The organism is Pedobacter sp., from assembly GCF_037719805.1.
GTDB lineage: Bacteria > Bacteroidota > Bacteroidia > Sphingobacteriales > Sphingobacteriaceae > Pedobacter.
Map to the genome: position 1 here is coordinate 271106 of NZ_JBBJLZ010000003.1, position 17960 is coordinate 289065.

Consider the following 17960-nt stretch of genomic DNA (forward strand, 5'->3'; position numbering starts at 1 on the left):
GCAGGTTTTCGGCTTAACCTTTCAAACGGATACTTATTGCATTCTTATGTGCATCCAGACCTTCCGCTGCTGCGAGAACCTCTACGGTTGGACCAATGTTTTGCAAACCTTGCTCCGTGATGTACTGGAAGGTAATCTTTTTAACAAAAGAATCGAGGGAAACTCCTGAGTAGGCTTTCGCATAACCACTCGTTGGCAAGGTATGGTTTGTTCCCGAGGCATAGTCGCCTGCACTTTCAGGAGTTAGGTTTCCTAAAAAGACAGAACCTGCATTAACGATTGAAGGAATCAAAGACTCATAAGCAGTGGTTGCAAGTATCAAATGCTCCGGAGCGTAGGTATTGCTGAAAGACACAGCTTCCGACAGGTTATCAACAAGCACTGCATAGGAGTTCCCGATGGCCTTAGCTGTTACTTCTTTCCGCGACAGGGATTCGAGTTGCCGCTCCACTTGCTGAAGGACCTGATCTATGATCTCCTGAGAAGTGGCAACCAGTATCGCCTGACTATCTGCACCGTGTTCCGCCTGAGCTAAGAGGTCTGATGCAACGAAGGCAGGATTGGCAGTTTCATCAGCGATCACCAATACTTCTGATGGTCCGGCCGGCATATCGATGGCCGTCATGGTCACCGACTGAACCAACTGTTTTGCCTGCGTAACGTACCTGTTTCCGGGGCCGAAAATCTTGTAAACTTTAGGGACACTTTCCGTGCCATATGCCATGGCCGCGACTGCCTGTGCACCGCCTGCCAGGTAAATCTTTTCGATGCCTAATTTTACCGCGCAATACGCAACATAACAATTGGTTTTTCCATCCTTTTGAGGGGGGGAGCAGACCACAATTTCTTTGCACCCTGCAAGTACTGCCGGGATGCCTAACATCAAAAATGTACTTGGCAAAACGGCTGATCCACCAGGGATATACAAACCAACTTTTTCAATGGCTCTGCTCTCTCTCCAGCAACTTACGCCAGACATCGTTTCTACTTTAGGCTCCGTAAAAGCCTGTGTAGAATGGAACAGTTTAATGTTCTCATAGGCGACATCGATTGCAGCTTTTGCTTCGGCGGGTATCGTACTTGCAATTTCTAAAATCTCTTCTGCATCAATGAAAAGGTTCTCCAATTCAATCTTATCAAATTGAATCGCATAGCTCCTTAATGCTTCATCACCATGCAGTTTTACCTGCTCAACGATCTCAAACACTTTGCCTTTAATGCTTTCATCGTCTTCAAGCTGACGTAAACACAGCTCTTTAACTTGTGCTTCAGATAAATCCTTATAGCTGTAGATTTTCAATATGTTATGTTTTAGTGTTAACTAATGGTTAATCGCCTAACAGCCGTTATGGCAGTAAAAGGACGATGTTTCCTTTTGCTAAACAATGATTTTTTCAATTGGCATGACCACAATTCCTTCGGCTCCCGCTGCTTTTAAAATGTTGATCTTTTCCCAAAAATCATGTTCCGTAATTACTGAATGTACAGCAACCCATTCCTCATCAAAAAGCGGAACAACGGTTGGGCTTTTTACACCAGGTAAAAGAGCAACCACTTTTTCAAGGTTGGATTTTGCGACGTTAAGTACGACATATTTTGTCTCCTTAGCTCTCAATACGGAACGAATGCGTTGCAACAATTCCTGTACTTCCGGCAAGAGATCAGATCCTGCTTTCCCTATTAGAACCGCCTCAGATTTCATTACTTCAGCGAATGGCTTTAGTCCATTACTTTTAAGGGTTCCACCTGTGGAAACGATGTCACAGATGGCATCACTAAGTCCTAAACCCGGACCGATTTCTACCGACCCAGAAATGGTTCTTACTTCAGCTTCGACATTGTTTTCTTTCAGGTATTTTTCAAGGATCAGGGGGTACGAAGTAGCGATTGCTTTACCGCCTAATTGTGCGATTTCTGTAATGTTACTTTCGTTAGGAATCGCAATTTTTAAGGTGCATTTTCCGAAGCCCAGCTTCTGCAGATACGTGACCTGAGCACCGGTTTCAACGATCACATTTTCTCCAACAATACCCAGGTCGGCTATGCCGTCCTGAACGTATTCCGGAATATCATCATCTCTAAGAAAAAGGATTTCTAAAGGAAAGTTGGTTACAGTTGTGATTAAAGAGCTCTTGTAATTCTCGAACGACAGGCCGCAATTTTTAAGTATCTCTACTGATTTTTCGTTTAACCTACCCGATTTCTGGATAGCTATTTTAAGTGTTTTCAATTTGTGCTTTTAGAATTATTGAATGAAACATGAAAATTGGTCGGAACAAGTTTTGAAGTACAAAACATTACATATACATCGCCAACTGGCGATGGTGCAAATGTAAGTGATGATTCAAAGTTGTAAACATTTTAATTTTAATTGTTTCGTTCAATAATGACAAGCATTATGAGGAGTTGCAAATATAGCTATCCAAATGACAAATCAAAAATTACTACAAAACTTCTTGCCCAGCATCATTTGAACCTAATATCAGTTTGTATGTCGACCGCTATTGACAGGGTATTGGGCCGACGTTGGTTCGGCTTAGGACGAATCAATACCGGACCAACCCCGAACCAACGCCGGACCAACCCCGGTTCAACCTACTACTAATGGACTGTCCTATACAAAGTTAAGTTTACACTAAAAGTTTTGTTACTACTCTGTGTTTACTATTGAATTTACTGTTACTGTACTGGGTTTACAACTTTATTTTGTCTTCCTGATAGTGGTTTACATAACCTGTTTTTAGTGCTTCTTTGTTAATCTTCTTCTGTTCATGTACGTTTTCTGAGTTGAACGACTAAATTTCAGAATATCAGTAAGTTGATTTGAGCTGCTTAGCGTTTTCGAACTATCATGGCACTTAAATTGCTATTTTTGTACAAAATAAAACTGTTGAAAAAATTACTCTTTGCATTAACTGCAATTATCCTTTCTCTTTCTTCCTGTAAATGGTTCGTTGAGACGCCTGAGATCGGTTTATTGCTGGAAAAGCGCTTTAAAAATAAGTTGTACAAGGATTTTGATACAGCGGTATATAATCAGGTTTTCCTTAACCACTTTGATTCGGTTTCCAAAGAATTGCCTAACAGCTCAAGGTTGAAGTCTTTCTATAAAATTAACAATCAGAATCCTGACTGGGTAACCAGGTTTTACTTTGACGGCGAATTAGACAGTCTCCAACATTACATTTCCAACAGCAGGGTGCATGGTTACAATCCGGAGATCTTTAACAACGAAAAGCTCAAAGGAATACTTCAAGAATTGGCTGAAAACAAATTCAAAAGCATCAATGAAGTCTATCCTGTTATTGCCGATTTGGAATTGACGGCGGCTACCTCCGCAATCAAATATTACAATTTTGTCAATTTTGGAAGTTTAAATCCAAGAAGGCTCCTGAACAGATATTATATCCCTGTTGTCAGACCGGATAGTTTGAGCACCATGAATGTCCTTCACACAAAATCTTTAACTAGCTTGCTGCAGGATGTTCAGCCGAAAGCTGAAGCTTATACCGTTTTGCAACAGGCGTTGGCAAGGTACGAGCAGAGTCCATCTAAAGATCAGCCGGCTAAAAGAACAATACTAGTGAACATGGAGCGCCAGCGTTGGAAGCTTCCTAAATTGGGAGAGGAATATGTTGAAGTGAATATTCCCGATTTCTCCCTGACCTGGTTCGATAAGAAAGACACATTATCGCATATGAAAGTGTGCGTTGGCGGAAGACGTGAGGATGATTATAAAGCAAAGATTCAGCAGTACCTGAAAACTGGAAACCTGGATGATAAGCCTAAGAATCACGAAACACCAATACTTTACAGCAAGTTTAATGCAGTGCAGGTAAATCCGATCTGGAACATTCCCCTTAGTATCGCAAGAAGCGAAATCTACTATCTGGCGCGAAGAGATCCCTACTATCTGTCTAATAACAATATTAAAGTATATTACAAAGGGCGACAGGTATTTGATCCTGACACCATACAATGGGATAAATATTCCAGAGAGAAGCTGCCATTCCAGTTCAAGCAAGGATCAGGAGGTCGGAACGCGCTGGGTAAATTTAAGTTCATTTTTGATAACAATTCAAGTGTATATCTCCATGATACCAACAACAAGGCCGCCTTTAGAAATGCTAATCGTGCCATAAGTCATGGATGTGTGCGGGTGGAACGGCCTTTGGAGTTTGCAGAAAATCTGGTTAAAGACAAAGATGAATACGATCTGCTCAGGATGGAAGTTAATCTTCCGCCCATTGACACTACTAAAATGGAACGCTACCAACGTAAGCTGGCTAAGAAAGCGGATACAGTAAATACTTTTCAACTTAAGCCCAAATGGTTTGGCGTCAAAAAACGGGTACCTATTGTTATTAACTACCTAACTGCATGGGCGCAAAATGGTGCGGTACAATTCAGACCGGACGTTTACCAACTGGATGAAACTTTATATGATGCAATGAGGAAATTCATGTAAAAGTTCTAACTTTGGTTTTTAATGAATTTCCTATACCCAGGTTTTCTTTTTGCGCTGCTGACGATAGCCATTCCTATTGTAATTCACTTATTTAATTTCAGGAAGTTCAAGAAAGTATATTTTAGTAATGTACAATTCTTAAAAGAGGCTAAGGAGCAGAATTCTTCCCGTGAAAAGCTTAAACACCTGCTGGTATTGTTCAGCAGAATACTTGCTATTATCTTTCTGGTACTGGCTTTCGCCAGACCTTTTATCCCTTCTGGCAAGACAAACAATCCCTCCCAAAGAAACGTGATCGGCATTTATGTAGATAATTCCTACAGCATGGAGACCGTCAATCGGGAAGGAAGCCTGTTCGATGAGGCTAAAAGAAAAGCAAAGGAAATTGCATCGAGTTATGGATTAAACGATCAGTTTCAACTGCTGACGAATGACTTTGAAGGTAAACATCAGCGATTTGTGAACAAAGATGAATTCGTTCAACAGCTGGAAGAGTTGAAAATTTCGGCGGCGAGCCGTTCTTTACAACAAGTCATTAACCGGCAACAAGCAGATGCCAGCGACAATAACAATCACTTGAGCTATTTACTCTCGGATTTTCAAAAGAACTTTAGTGGAACGCAACCGATCAAGGCAGACAGCAACGCTAGCATATCGTTTGTCAAACTTAGTGCGAATAGCCTGCCTAATATATCTGCCGACAGTATTTGGAGTTTATCACCGGTTCATCAGCCCAATCAAAGCGAAAAATTTGTTGTCCGGCTAAAAAACTTCGGCGAAGAGGACGCCAAAGATGTTCCGCTGAAGTTGAGCATTAACGGTCAGCAGAAAGCGATTGGTAATGTTGCGGTTCCCGCCGGCAAATCAGTTAACGATACATTGAGTTTTAGCGGACTTAGTCCGGGTTGGCAAAAAGGGATCCTGACCATTAAAGATTACCCGCTGACCTTTGACGATGCACTTAACTTCAGCTTCCAGGTAAGTAGGGAAATGAATGTCCTGCATATTGCGGGTGATCCTTCACAACTTTACATCAGGTCATTATTTGCTGCGGATCCCTATTTCAAACTAACAGAGATGCCAGAAGGCAATATAAAATATTCCATGTTTGCCAGTTACAATCTAATTGTATTAACGGGTCTCAAAGAGCCATCATCTGGATTGGCGCAGCAGTTGAAAGCATTTGTACAGAACGGTGGTAGCCTGGTTGTCTTTCCAAATCTGGAAGCGGGAGCGTCGCTTTATTCTCCTTTTTTGACAGGTTTATCACTCCCTGCCATTGAGCAGATCAATGCAGGTACGCCTGTTTCAAGTACGCTGGATATAAAGAACGAACTTTTTAAAGACGTTTTTGATCAGGTTCCTAAGAATCTCGATCTGCCAGTGGTAAACAGGTACTTCAGCTATACGTCTCAAAACAGGTCGTCGAGGCAGGACGTGCTACAGCTTCCATTAAACAAATTTTTGCTAGCGAGATATAATATTGGAGCTGGCAAAATATACTTGTCGGCCACCTCCTTAGACCCGAAAGACGGAAATTTGGCCAGGCATCCGGTATTTGTTCCAATCCTTTTTAAAATTGCCTTTGGCAGTTCAAGATCCTTTCCGTTGTACTACACTACGGGAACAAGTGATGTATTGGAAAGCCAGAAGATCAATTTGCTCAAGAACCAATCGCTTACACTAGTATCAGACCAGTTTGAAGCGATTCCGGACCTTCGCCAGACTCCGGCGAGCACCCTTTTGTATGTTGCCGATCAAATAAAAAAGGCCGGTTTCTATGATCTGAAAAAGGGCGACTCGACTTTAGCAGTGATGGCCTTTAACGACAATCGAATAGAATCAGATATGCACTATGCCAGCGACGCTGAGCTGAAAAGCCTATCTGGAAAACAAAATGTGAGTATAATCAATTCTAAGAAAGACGCCCAGTCGTTGCAAGTGACCGCCAGGAGCAACAGCGTTGAGCTTTGGAAATTTTGCGTTATTTTAGCGCTATTGTTCCTGGCCATTGAGATTTTACTGATCAAATTTTTTAATAATACAAAAACCCTAAAAACAGCATGAACCTTCTCATCACGGACATAACCATTGTAGACCCTAATAGTCAGTTTAATCAAATGAACTGTGATGTAAGCGTAGAAGATGGCGTAATTACGGAGATAGTCAGCAGTGGTTCAAAAGGCGGGAAGAACGCTATTGCTGGAAAGGGTTGCATATTATCACCAGGTTTTTTCGACTTGAATTGCTCAATTGGAGATCCGGGATATGAAACAAGAGAAGACATTAACACTGCGACCAATGCTGCAAAAGCTGGTGGGTTTACAGGAATAGCAGTGTTGCCAGATACTAAGCCTGTGGTGCATTCTAAAGGGGAGGTTGAATATATCATTAATCGCGCTAAGTACAACCTGGTTGATGTCCATCCAATAGGCGCGATTAGTCGCGATATGAAAGGCGAAGAACTCGCGGAGCTATACGACATGCAACAGGCTGGTGCCATAGCTTTTTCAGATGGGAACAAAGCCATTGCAGATGATGGCTTTATGAGCAGGGCCTTGCAGTATGCAAAAGGATTTCAGGGTTTGATCATGGTCTATCCTGAAAACGCAGCTATTGCGGGTAAATCTCAAATTAATGAGAGCGCAACTAGTGTATTGCTCGGAATGAAAGGATTGCCTGCGCTGGCTGAAGAAATGCAGGTCAGCAGGGATATATTTTTGGCGACTTACCATAATGCGCCTCTGCACATTAGTAACATTTCGACTGCTGGTTCTGTGCTGCTCATAAAGAGAGCTAAGAAAGATGGCGTAAAGATCAGTTGCGATGTTGCAGCACACCACCTTGTCTTCACAGAGGAGCTCTTAAATAGCTTCGATAGCAACTATAAGGTAAAACCCCCATTACGGGGTAAGAGTGATGTTAAAGCCTTGATAGCGGCCTTGAAAGATGGAACGATCGATGCAATAGTTTCACAACATCGTCCGCATGAAATTGAACACAAAGATGTGGAGTTTGAAATCGCTGCTTTCGGCATCATCGCGTTGCAGACCGTTCTGCCATTGTTATTGAAGGCAGGGTTATCCGCAGAGTTAATAGCAGAAAAATTAGCTGTAAATCCGCGTAAGCTTTTAAAATTAGCGGTACCGACCATAAAAGAAGGAGAAGGTGCTAACTTCACGGTTTACAATCCTACAGAAAGCTGGACTTATGATCTTGCAAATAACCACTCAAAGTCTGCCAATTCACCACTTTTAAACAAGACACTTACCGGTAAAATAAAGCTGGTTGTTAATAATAATCAAATACAATCTTATGGATAATACAGTAAAAACTGCCTTAATTGCATCATTAGATAAGTTTGCAGAGGTATCAGGCACAGATTCGGTAAAGCTGGAAGAAGCGTTGGTAGAGGTATTTAGTAAAGACCTTGGTTTCATCGAGAAATTAGAAGAGTTCGATGAAGTATTCGATGAATACCCGTCTTTCGAACAATTAAGAGAGGTATATTTTGATCTCTTGATGATCAACTTCTTCGCCAGCGATATTAACAAATTAGAAGAGGATTATTTAGACAGCGAGGAATGGGCTGACATTGAAGAAGAGACCATTGAGAGAGGTACCGAGCTAATGAACCTGTTGCTTTATATCAATGAGTGTCGCGATGAGAAAATTGCACCAGAATTGGGCGACTTCTTAAAAGAATTTTTACTGGTTGAAGAAGATGAGTTTCAGGATGAATTTCATATCTATGAAGACCTGATCAGCAATCAACAATTAGTTGAGTCTAGTGTTGAGGATATCTGTAGTCATAAAGGCATGATTGACGTAAGTGAAGAAATGGAAGAGTTGTTTGTGCCATTCATGGTGTTTTTCCATCAGCCAGAGTCTAGTATTCAGGTAATTAAAGAGTTAGAAGACTATAGTGCAAATAAGGAATTTGATATTGCTGTTTACACATTAATTGCTACTTTTAACTTAAATTAACGTTAAAGAAATTATGGAAGAAAGACAAAAGTTGTTAAATGGCTTATCAGCCAAAAACGGTTTAATCATTGGCTTGGTTAGCGTGGTATTGTCACTCGTCATTCACTTTATTGATCCATTAATGCTGTTTACCAGCTGGTGGGTTGGTTTGGTGCTTATGGTGGTATTTATAGCTTTGCTGGTGTACGCAGGTAAAACTATAAGGACGGATCTTGGCGGATTTTGGACTTTTGGGGAAGCTTTCAAATCATTTCTAATCATGGGGCTAATCATTACTGCGCTATCTACTGTTTACAATGTGGTGTTAAGAACAGTTATCGATCCGGATCTGCCTGCCAAAGCAGGTGCAGCTACTGATGAGAATGCACAGGCGATGATGGCTAAATTTGGTATGCAGCAGGAGCAAATTGATGAGGCTATGGCTAAGCAAGGAAGCGCTGAAAGTAAACTGAAAGTTACACCAAAAAATGTGGTAACAGACTTTGGTATTTCGCTAGCGGTATTTGGCGTATTCGCCTTGATCTTAGCTGCGATCATGAAGAAAAAGCCGCCTGTTAAATTTGCGGAAGAATAAATCTATTACATAAAAAAGGCCCGCCAGGAGAAATTCCATGGCGGGCCTTTTTGTATATGGTTGAAATTCTACAACTCTCTTACCCAGATATTGCGGAAGCTCAATGGCTGACTTGGGTCGCCATGAGATTGCAACTTAATTGGAGAAGGTCCGTGTGCTTTTCTGTAAGCCGGATCACCAACATATTGAGTTGGGCCTTTAAGCTCTGCATTGTTCTGAACTACTACACCATTGAAAATAACGGTAACTCTGGCAGGAGTTTTAATTGTCTGATCTGCGTTAAAGGTTGGTGCAGTCCAGATAATATCATATGCTTGCCAATCGCCTGGTTTGCGGGTTGGGTTTGCCAGAGGTACAATTTGCTTGTAGATACTAGCCGCTTGTCCATTTGTATACGTGTCATTTTTGTACGAATCAAGGATTTGTAATTCGTAACCATCGTCACCTTTGCCAATAGAGGCTAGGAATAAACCGCTGTTTCCTCTTCCCTGACCTTTTCCTTCAATCTTAGCAGGCACTTGCCATTCGATGTGTAACTGATAGTTGTTAAAGGCTTGTTTGGTCTCAATGTTTCCTGACTTCTTATTTACCGTGAAAACATTATTTGCAACAGTCCAGGCTGCGGGCTGATTTCTGTCGTTAGTCATGACCCATTTACTCAGGTCTTTGCCGTCAAACAAAACAATGGCATCCGATGGCGGAGCGATAGTCACTTCTTTAGTTACCACTACCGGCGGTACCGGCGTGTAAACTTCAGTTTGCTCAGGTTTGGTTTTTTCTTGCGCGTTAGCCATGCTGATTCCTCCAATCATTAACGAGGCAACAATTAAGCTCTTAGGTAGGTTTGTCATTCTGTGTTTTTAATTATGGTATATTCAAAGTTATAAAAAAACCGAATATTTTAAAGCTTCTCTATATCATGTATGCGGAGCACGGCGGTTTTATGGCGGATCACGAATATTTTTTCTAAGTTTGCGGATCGAATTGTAATCGCACATGGATATTTCTGTTGTCATCCCATTATTAAATGAAGACGAATCACTACCTGAACTGACTTCGTGGATTGCAAAGGTGATGGCTGAACATAACTTCTCTTACGAATTGCTATTTGTCGACGATGGAAGCACCGATAGGTCATGGGAAGTAATTGAAGAACTAAAGATTCAGTTTCCCTATGTAAAAGCAATCAAGTTTCGAAGGAATTACGGCAAATCTGCCGCGCTACATGTCGCTTTCAAGGCTGCTCAAGGCGATGTCATCATCACTATGGATGCTGATTTGCAGGATAGTCCAGATGAAATCCCTGAATTATACAGACGGATAAGGGAAGAAAAATTCGATCTGATCTCTGGCTGGAAGGCGAAACGGTATGACCCCCTAAGTAAAACAATACCTACAAAGATCTACAATGCGGCGACGAGACGGATGTCCGGCATTCATAACCTTCATGACTTCAATTGCGGGCTTAAAGCGTATCGCAAGGAGGTGGTTAAAAACATTGAAGTTTATGGCGAAATGCACCGTTACATCCCTGTAATTGCAAAATGGGCTGGATTCACTAAAATAGGGGAGCAAATCGTTGAACACCGTGCCCGCAAATATGGTGTAACCAAGTTTGGGATGAGCCGCTTTATTAATGGGCTATTAGACTTACTATCTATATTTTTCGTAGGCAAATTTGGCAAACGGCCTATGCATTTCTTCGGAACAATGGGGGTTTTGAGCTTTTTCATTGGAGCGGTCCTCGTTGTATGGCTGATTGGCGTTAAGCTATATGATATATCAATGGGTATACCTTTGAAAAGAGATGTAACAGACCAACCGCTATTTTATATTGCCTTAGTAGCTATTATATTGGGCTCACAACTATTTCTGACTGGCTTCGTGGCAGAGTTGGTTTCCAGAAGCGCACCAGAACGTAACCAGTACCTGATAGAAAAGGAGATTCTTTAATCCATGTTCTTTTCAATAATCATCCCGCTATATAATCGTCCGCAAGAAATTGATGAACTTCTACTCAGCTTAACCAAGCAGACTTATTTGCAGTTTGAAGTGCTGGTTATCGAGGATGGCTCCATCCAGAATGCCAAAGCTGTAGTAGCGAAATATGAAAATACGCTTGACCTGAAATATTTTGTCAAACCTAATGCCGGACAAGGATTCGCAAGGAACTATGGTTTTGAACGGGCAAAAGGAGATTACTTTGTGATCTTTGATTCCGACTGTATCATCCCAGCTGATTACCTGGAGACGGTTAAGGACTATTTGTTTGAGCATAATCTGGATGCTTATGGTGGTCCTGATGCCGCCCATGAAAGTTTCACGCCGATTCAAAAAGCAATCAGCAGCGCTATGACTTCTCCATTTACAACCGGAGGAATCAGGGGTAACAGTAAACATATTGGTCAGTTCCATCCGCGTAGTTTCAACATGGGTGTTTCTAGAGAAGTATTTGAAAAGTTAGGTGGATTCATCTTAACCCGACTCGGCGAGGATATCGAATATAGCATTCGCATCCATGAGAATGGTTTTAAGATAGGGCTGATTCCAGGAGCAAAGGTGTTTCATAAGCGGCGCACCAGCTTCGTTCAGTTTTATAAGCAAGTCCACTTTTTTGGGAGGGCGAGAATTAACATTTACAAGCATTTTCCTGCAGAACTAAAATTAGTACACTTCTTTCCTGCGGTCTTTACTTGTGGAGTTATATTTACCCTTATTATGAATTGTTTTTACGCACCTTTGGCTTATATCTGCAATTCAATTCTATTGGTATACTTTATGTTGGTATTTTTTCACTCCTGGCAAACCAACAAATCATTTAAAGTTGCATTTTTGAGCATTATCGCTGCATTCATACAGCTTACCGGTTATGGACTTGGTTTCATGCAGGATTTTATAAAAAAAGTAGTTCTAAAATAATAATGATAGATTTTTTAAAAGAGAGTACGTTTGCTGTCAACGAGGTGATTAGCAAGGCATGGCAGGTTACGAAAAGAAACTACTTTTCGATCGCTACGCTTTCCTTCCTGATGTTCATTACCTCCTCTGCATCCGGATTAATGGCTTTCTTTCTGAAAGATGTGAACTGGGGATTACGCGCACTGATGGCGTTTATCTTCATTATGTTCTTTTTCACTATCAACTTATCTCTTTTTAAGTACATCTTTCACTTGTTGGACGATGAAGAGCATGATGTTAGTATTGTGAGCACGATCCCGACCCGCCAACAGATTATTCGCTTTTTAGTCGCTACACTGTATTTCATACTTTGTATCATCGGCGTATATTCTGTCGTCATGTTATTGGGCCTCCCGTTTGTTTACGCTGGTATTGACCTGCAAAAGGTTTCAAGTGTTGCTATCCCTGTCGGCTTAGTGGCTATTTTCATTACCTGGATCAGGATTTCTTTTTTCCCGTTCTTCATTATTGACAAGAACCTGAGTTCGTTTGCTTCGATCAAATATAGCCTTGCGACAACAAAAGGGAATTTCACCAAAATACTGCTACTATTATTGGTACTCGGAGGCTTCCATTTATTAAACCTGTTCTTCAGCTTAATTCATTGGCCATTTGTTGCCTTCTTTGTAAATATTCTGAGTTCATTTATCATTGTTCCACTTTCCAGTGTAGCTTTAACTATCGCATACCGTAAAATGATGCTGGAGTATCAGACAGAAGGTGAGCCGGATATCATTCATAACCTGATTTAAATTATAATGGGCTTAAAAGCAGCATTGAGTAAGCCATTTGCTGCCTTTGTTTTAAAAGGCATTAACAAATGGAAAAAGAATGCAGTCCCGGCACAGCAAGAAATGTTGGCTATGCTCGTAAAAGAGGCTCAGAATACCGCTTTTGGCAGGGATCATAATTTCTCTGAGATCAAGAACTATAGTGACTTCAAAAAGCAGGTTCCTATCCGTGACTACGAAAGCCTTAGAACATATGTTGATAGGGTTGTCGCAGGAGAAGCTGATGTTCTTTGGAAAGGTAAGCCCCGTTATTTTGCGAAGACTTCGGGCACTACCTCAGGCGTAAAGTACATTCCACTTTCTAAGGAGTCCATGCCTGAGCACGTCAAAGCTGCACGCAATGCCTTGTTGACCTATATTCATGAAACCGGAGATGCCTCCTTTGTGGACGGTAAGATGATCTTTTTGCAAGGGAGCCCGGTGCTGACTAGAAAGAATGGGATCGATGTTGGCAGGTTGTCTGGCATCGTCGCTCACCTTGTGCCGGCGTATTTACAAAAGAACAGACTGCCTTCTTACGAAACTAATTGTATAGAAGATTGGGAACAGAAAGTAGATGCGATTGTTGCCGAAACCAGGCAACAAGATTTGCGACTCATCTCTGGAATCCCACCATGGGTTCAAATGTACTTTGATAAATTGAGTGAAAAGTCGGATGGCAAGAAGATAAAAGACATTTTTAAAAACTTTAGTTTATTTGTCTACGGAGGGGTGAATTATGAGCCTTACCGTGCAAAGATTGAAAATAGTATAGGCCGGAAGATTGCTGCGATCGAGACCTATCCTGCCTCTGAAGGATTTATAGCCTACCAGGATAGCCAGTCTGACAAAAGCCTTTTGTTACTTGTGAGAGCAGGTATGTTTTATGAATTCATACCGGCAGACGAATATTATAACGATAGCCCTACCAGATTGAGTCTTGGAGAGGTAGAGCTGGACAAAAATTACGCTTTAATCTTGAATACCAATGCCGGTCTCTGGGGATACAGTCTTGGAGACACCGTTAAATTTGTCTCCATTAACCCCTACAAGATTCTTGTTACCGGTAGGATTAAACATTTTATATCTGCTTTTGGTGAGCATGTTATTGGGGAAGAGGTTGAACATGCATTGTTAAGTGTTGCTAATGAAGAGCAGGTTGGTATTACAGAATTTACGGTTGCACCACAAGTGGAGACTGCTGCAGGGGAACTTCCGTACCATGAATGGTTTGTGGAGTTTTCGGAGCCACCTAAAGATCTGATCGCATTTAGCAAAAAAGTAGATCAGGCATTGCAAAAAAAGAATATTTACTATTTTGACCTCATTGAAGGAAAGATCCTTCAACCGTTAATTATTCGCACGTTACAAAAGGAAGCTTTTGTAAACTACATGAGGGGACAGGGGAAACTTGGCGGACAGAATAAAGTTCCAAGACTATCGAACGATAGAAAGATTGCAAATGATTTAAGCAGCTACAGAATTTGAAGAATATCTCCATACTAGGGTCTACAGGATCCATAGGAACACAAGCTTTATCCGTAATAGCGGCAAATCCAGAGCTTTATCGGGTCTGCGCAATCACTGGTCAGTCCAATACTGAATTGTTGATTAGTCAGGCGCTCCAGTTCAAACCTGCTATGGTGGTTATCTGCGATCCGGAACGTTACCAGGAAGTGAAATCGGGATTAGCACATACCGATATAGAAGTGTTAGCGGGTGCAGACGCCCTTTGTGACGCTGCAAGTATTCCCGAGGCGGATCTTGTACTTACGGCGATTGTAGGTGCTGCAGGTTTAAGGCCGACAATTGCTGCAATCAAAGCAGGAAAGGATATTGGTTTGGCAAATAAGGAAACCTTGGTTGTCGCTGGCGATCTGGTGACCCGTCTTGCTAAAGAATACGGCGTTAAAATTATTCCGGTAGACTCAGAACATTCCGCAATCTTTCAGTGCCTGGTAGGAGAGGAGTTGAATTCTGTAGAGAAGATCTATTTGACTGCCTCAGGAGGCCCTTTTATAGGGAAAGACCGGGAGTTTCTACGAACGGTTACTAAGAGTGCAGCGTTGAAGCATCCAAACTGGGTGATGGGGGCTAAGATCACGATTGATTCTGCTTCTTTAATGAACAAAGGGCTGGAGGTAATTGAGGCAAAGTGGCTATTTGATTTGGAAGCTGATCAAATCGACGTGATTGTGCATCCACAGTCGATCGTGCACTCTCTGGTGCAGTTCCATGATGGGTCAATGAAGGCACAGATGGGATTGCCTGATATGAAGTTGCCGATTCATTATGCTTTTGCCTATCCTGCGAGAATAAGCAGCGACTTTAAGCGTTTTAATTTTATGGATTATCCGGAGCTGACCTTTTTACAGGCAGACAGTACTGCATTTCGTAATTTGGACCTGGCTTATCAGGCATTAAGAAAGGGTGGAAACATGGCTTGCATCGTCAATGGGGCGAATGAAGTTGTGGTAAGTGCATTTTTAAAAGATCAGATTGGCTTTCTGGAAATGAGTGATGTAATTGAATCCTGCATGGACACGATACAATTTATTGCGGAACCGAGCCTGAACAATTATTTAGAAACCGATGAGGAGACACGTATATTTGCTCATCAATTGGTAACAAAACAAGTTAAATAGAATCAAAAAATAAAATATTAGAATAATATATGAGCGGACTGATTATGGCGGCCCAGTTACTTCTGGGGTTATCGATACTAGTAATTTTACATGAGTTTGGGCACTTTATAGCAGCCCGGGCCTTTGGAATTAAAGTAGAGAAATTTTACCTGTTTTTTGATGCCTGGGGAGTTAAACTTTTCAGCTTTAAAAGAGGGGATTGTGAGTACGGAATTGGTTGGTTGCCACTGGGTGGATACGTGAAGATCACTGGAATGATTGACGAATCGATGGATACGGAGGCGATGGCTTTGCCACCTCAGCCCTGGGAATTCAGATCAAAACCGGCTTGGCAGCGTCTAATTGTAATGTTAGGAGGTGTATTTGTAAACATTGTTGTTGGGATCCTGATCTTTTGGATGCTGACTTTCAAATACGGAGAGACGTTTATCCCGAATAATTCAGTAATTGGAATTAACCCGGGTGTGATCGGTAAAGAGATTGGACTACGCGTTGGCGATAAAGTTGTCGCTGTTAATGGTAAGAAAGTTATTCAGTTTGATGAATTGATCAGTACCAAAGTCTTGTTGGGTAACACTACGCTAACCGTTATGCGTGATGGCAAAGCGATAGACATTAAAGTGCCTGATAATATTTTGAACAAAGTATCTGACTTAGGGATTGACGAGTTCATTAGTAGAATGCCTTTAGGAACATCCACCCTGGACAGTATTGCTCCAGGAAGAATCGCTGAAAAAGCAGGGTTAAAGAAAGGTGATCGCATTGCTGCTGTAAATAATGTAGCTGTTAAGTATGATGCGGAGGTGCGTTCTATCATTCCAAAATATAAAAGTAAAACGATTAAGCTTGATGTTATTCGCGGTACGGAGAGATTAAGTTATAATCTTCCTCTGGATACATCTGGTGCGTTGGGCGTGTTCTTCAAACCAAATGAGTTTAGGGAAGAGACCGTCAAGTTTGGCTTCTTTGAATCCCTTCCTTTAGGGGCAAACCAGGCATTAAAGGTTTTCACCGACAATGGAAAAGGCATCTGGAAAGTATTGACTGGAAAGATTAAAGCAAACAAAGCGTTTTCAGGTCCTGTAGAGATCGCAAGAAAGGTTTATGGAGGTGAGTGGATCTGGAAGAAGTTCTGGGCAGCTACAGGCTTTATTTCGATTGCCTTGGCTTTTATGAACATGTTACCTATTCCAGCTTTGGATGGTGGTCATGTTGTGTTCCTGCTTGTTGAGATGGTTAAAGGAAAGCCACTTGGAGATAAATTCATGGAGCGGGCACAGATCGCTGGCTTTGTGATCTTGCTATCGTTGATGGTATTTGTGCTCGGAAACGATATTTTTAAAGCGGTAATGAATTAAACTGGTATGATTGATTACTTTGAATTCTACGGCTTACCGGTCAGCTTTGATCCAGATACTGCGGTTGTTAAACAAAAGTTTTACGAGTTTAGCAAGAAGTATCATCCTGACTTTTTTATTAACGAAAGTGAGGAGAAACAGGCGGAGGTCTTGGAACTGAGCACGATTAACAACAAGGCTTACCAGGTACTGAGTAGTCCTCAGAAACGTTTGCCATATATTTTAGAATTGAAAGGGCAGCTGGCGGAAGGAGAACATTATGTGTTACCTCAGGATTTCCTGATGGACATGATGGAAATCAATGAAGCCCTTATGGACTTACAATTTGATCCTGATGCGGAAAAGCTTGCTGCTGTAAAAATTGATGTCTCGGCTGTCGACAATGGCATTCAGACAGAGATTGATGCGCTTACCGAATCGTTTGAAAGTAAGTCGGAGGCCGAGCAGGCTATTCTACTTCGCGCCATTAAAGACCTTTATTACCGGAGCAAGTATTTGCTGCGGATCAAAGAAAGTATAGATAAGGCTTCGGCTTCTTAAAGCAGGTTTATTGAATGACTACACTATCGATATTTAGAAATATAGCTGTTGCGGAAGGGATTTCGTATATCGCTTTAATATTTATTGCGATGCCTTTAAAGTATTGGGCAGACATGCCGCTGGCGGTTAAATACACTGGCTGGGCACATGGGTTGCTGTTTGTGTTGTACATGATCTTTCTGATTATGAGCTGGATGGAGTATAAATGGAATTTTAAGAAGGTGTTTTTAATAGGAGGGGCCTCGTTGCTTCCTTTCGCACCATTTTGGGTAGATAAAAAGTTAAAAGAAGATAATTCAAATAAAACTTGGTAGTTATCGGGTCAATTGATACATTTGCGTCCCGCTAATAAGCAAATGCCCAGCTGGCGGAATTGGTAGACGCGCTGGTCTCAAACACCTGTGGGAAACCGTGCCGGTTCGACTCCGGCGCTGGGTACAACCCTCTCTAAATCATTTAGAGAGGGTTTTTATTTTTAGCTAGGTGCCTCTGTCGCCCAAAAACGAAGTTTTTGTTTCAGTACCAGCGGGGGTTAGAAGCCGTAGGCTGAATTGAAATAGCGCAAATGATAGAGATTCTTTTTGCAGGTGAGGGGTAGTTTCAGACGATTACTTCTTTTTGGTTAATCCACTTGTCAAAATAAAATTGCAAATTAACGAT

16 protein-coding genes and 1 tRNA gene are annotated in these 17960 nt (G+C 41.6%); 14 read left to right on the plus strand and 3 right to left on the minus strand.

Translation table 11 applies throughout. The features are described from left to right. Positions 1-13 precede the first annotated feature (13 nt). Both hisD and hisG read right to left on the minus strand, forming a co-directional pair. Entirely contained in the window at positions 14-1300 is a 1287-nt protein-coding gene (hisD, locus tag WKF66_RS10880) for a histidinol dehydrogenase (RefSeq protein ID WP_489674475.1), read from the minus strand. 78 nt (positions 1301-1378) lie between these two features. Continuing rightward, on the minus strand, positions 1379-2230 hold the full coding sequence (hisG, locus tag WKF66_RS10885) for an ATP phosphoribosyltransferase (protein ID WP_489674476.1): 852 nt from the start codon (positions 2228-2230) through the stop codon (positions 1379-1381). 660 nt (positions 2231-2890) lie between these two features. On the opposite strand from hisG, the gene WKF66_RS10890 reads away from it, so the two are divergent. Genes WKF66_RS10890 through WKF66_RS10910 form a run of 5 tightly spaced genes read left to right on the plus strand, consistent with a single transcriptional unit; the run spans position 2891 to position 9029 of the window. Then, positions 2891-4468 carry a L,D-transpeptidase family protein gene (locus WKF66_RS10890; protein WP_489674477.1) on the plus strand — a complete coding sequence of 526 codons (1578 nt, stop codon included), beginning with the start codon at positions 2891-2893 and terminating at the stop codon, positions 4466-4468. Positions 4469-4489: 21 nt separating this feature from the next. Next, on the plus strand, positions 4490-6535 hold the full coding sequence (locus WKF66_RS10895) for a BatA domain-containing protein (RefSeq protein WP_489674478.1): 2046 nt from the start codon (positions 4490-4492) through the stop codon (positions 6533-6535). After that, positions 6532-7791: a dihydroorotase gene (locus WKF66_RS10900; RefSeq protein ID WP_489674479.1), complete on the plus strand. Its 1260-nt coding sequence runs from the start codon at positions 6532-6534 to the stop codon at positions 7789-7791. Before WKF66_RS10895 ends, WKF66_RS10900 begins: the two co-directional genes overlap by 4 nt. After that, positions 7784-8455: a hypothetical protein gene (locus WKF66_RS10905; protein ID WP_489674480.1), complete on the plus strand. Its 672-nt coding sequence runs from the start codon at positions 7784-7786 to the stop codon at positions 8453-8455. Before WKF66_RS10900 ends, WKF66_RS10905 begins: the two co-directional genes overlap by 8 nt. A gap of 13 nt (positions 8456-8468) precedes the next feature. Then, positions 8469-9029 carry a DUF4199 domain-containing protein gene (locus WKF66_RS10910; protein WP_489674481.1) on the plus strand — a complete coding sequence of 187 codons (561 nt, stop codon included), beginning with the start codon at positions 8469-8471 and terminating at the stop codon, positions 9027-9029. A 68-nt stretch (positions 9030-9097) separates the two neighbouring features. Here the strand turns inward: WKF66_RS10910 and WKF66_RS10915 are convergent, their stop codons facing one another. Beyond that, entirely contained in the window at positions 9098-9880 is a 783-nt protein-coding gene (locus WKF66_RS10915; protein ID WP_489674482.1) for a 3-keto-disaccharide hydrolase, read from the minus strand. A 145-nt stretch (positions 9881-10025) separates the two neighbouring features. Here WKF66_RS10915 and WKF66_RS10920 point away from each other — a divergent pair, with 145 nt between their 5' ends. The 9 genes from WKF66_RS10920 (at position 10026) to WKF66_RS10960 (ending at position 17738) form a co-directional block, all read left to right on the plus strand. After that, positions 10026-10982, plus strand: coding sequence for a glycosyltransferase family 2 protein (locus WKF66_RS10920; RefSeq protein ID WP_489674483.1), 957 nt, complete (start codon positions 10026-10028; stop codon positions 10980-10982). Positions 10983-10985: 3 nt separating this feature from the next. Further along, positions 10986-11948 carry a glycosyltransferase family 2 protein gene (locus WKF66_RS10925; protein WP_489674484.1) on the plus strand — a complete coding sequence of 321 codons (963 nt, stop codon included), beginning with the start codon at positions 10986-10988 and terminating at the stop codon, positions 11946-11948. A gap of 2 nt (positions 11949-11950) precedes the next feature. After that, a complete protein-coding gene (locus WKF66_RS10930; protein ID WP_489674485.1) occupies positions 11951-12739 on the plus strand; it encodes a hypothetical protein in 789 nt (262 codons plus the stop codon). 6 nt (positions 12740-12745) lie between these two features. Continuing rightward, complete coding sequence (locus WKF66_RS10935) at positions 12746-14245, plus strand: GH3 auxin-responsive promoter family protein (RefSeq protein ID WP_489674486.1); 1500 nt, start codon at positions 12746-12748, stop codon at positions 14243-14245. After that, positions 14242-15402, plus strand: a complete 1161-nt coding sequence (locus tag WKF66_RS10940) for a 1-deoxy-D-xylulose-5-phosphate reductoisomerase (protein WP_489674487.1) — start codon at positions 14242-14244, stop codon at positions 15400-15402. The genes WKF66_RS10935 and WKF66_RS10940 overlap by 4 nt, the downstream gene beginning before the upstream one ends. A gap of 29 nt (positions 15403-15431) precedes the next feature. Continuing rightward, positions 15432-16760 carry an RIP metalloprotease RseP gene (rseP, locus tag WKF66_RS10945; protein WP_489674488.1) on the plus strand — a complete coding sequence of 443 codons (1329 nt, stop codon included), beginning with the start codon at positions 15432-15434 and terminating at the stop codon, positions 16758-16760. Between the two features lie 6 nt (positions 16761-16766). Continuing rightward, the gene (gene hscB / locus WKF66_RS10950) at positions 16767-17300 is read left to right on the plus strand and encodes a Fe-S protein assembly co-chaperone HscB (protein ID WP_489674489.1); all 534 of its coding nucleotides are present in this window, start codon (positions 16767-16769) and stop codon (positions 17298-17300) included. A gap of 14 nt (positions 17301-17314) precedes the next feature. Then, positions 17315-17614 carry a DUF3817 domain-containing protein gene (locus WKF66_RS10955; RefSeq protein ID WP_489674490.1) on the plus strand — a complete coding sequence of 100 codons (300 nt, stop codon included), beginning with the start codon at positions 17315-17317 and terminating at the stop codon, positions 17612-17614. Between the two features lie 44 nt (positions 17615-17658). Continuing rightward, positions 17659-17738: transfer RNA gene (locus WKF66_RS10960), tRNA-Leu, on the plus strand. Positions 17739-17960 lie beyond the last annotated feature (222 nt).

Coding starts and splice junctions, on each gene's coding strand:
- WKF66_RS10895 (WP_489674478.1), top strand. CDS start 4,490: ATGAATTTCCTATACCCAGGTTTTCTTTTTGCGCTGCTGACGATAGCC.
- WKF66_RS10900 (WP_489674479.1), top strand. CDS start 6,532: ATGAACCTTCTCATCACGGACATAACCATTGTAGACCCTAATAGTCAG.
- WKF66_RS10905 (WP_489674480.1), top strand. CDS start 7,784: ATGGATAATACAGTAAAAACTGCCTTAATTGCATCATTAGATAAGTTT.
- WKF66_RS10910 (WP_489674481.1), top strand. CDS start 8,469: ATGGAAGAAAGACAAAAGTTGTTAAATGGCTTATCAGCCAAAAACGGT.
- WKF66_RS10915 (WP_489674482.1), bottom strand. CDS start 9,880: ATGACAAACCTACCTAAGAGCTTAATTGTTGCCTCGTTAATGATTGGA.
- WKF66_RS10920 (WP_489674483.1), top strand. CDS start 10,026: ATGGATATTTCTGTTGTCATCCCATTATTAAATGAAGACGAATCACTA.
- WKF66_RS10925 (WP_489674484.1), top strand. CDS start 10,986: ATGTTCTTTTCAATAATCATCCCGCTATATAATCGTCCGCAAGAAATT.
- WKF66_RS10930 (WP_489674485.1), top strand. CDS start 11,951: ATGATAGATTTTTTAAAAGAGAGTACGTTTGCTGTCAACGAGGTGATT.
- WKF66_RS10935 (WP_489674486.1), top strand. CDS start 12,746: ATGGGCTTAAAAGCAGCATTGAGTAAGCCATTTGCTGCCTTTGTTTTA.
- rseP (WP_489674488.1), top strand. CDS start 15,432: ATGAGCGGACTGATTATGGCGGCCCAGTTACTTCTGGGGTTATCGATA.
- hscB (WP_489674489.1), top strand. CDS start 16,767: ATGATTGATTACTTTGAATTCTACGGCTTACCGGTCAGCTTTGATCCA.
- WKF66_RS10955 (WP_489674490.1), top strand. CDS start 17,315: ATGACTACACTATCGATATTTAGAAATATAGCTGTTGCGGAAGGGATT.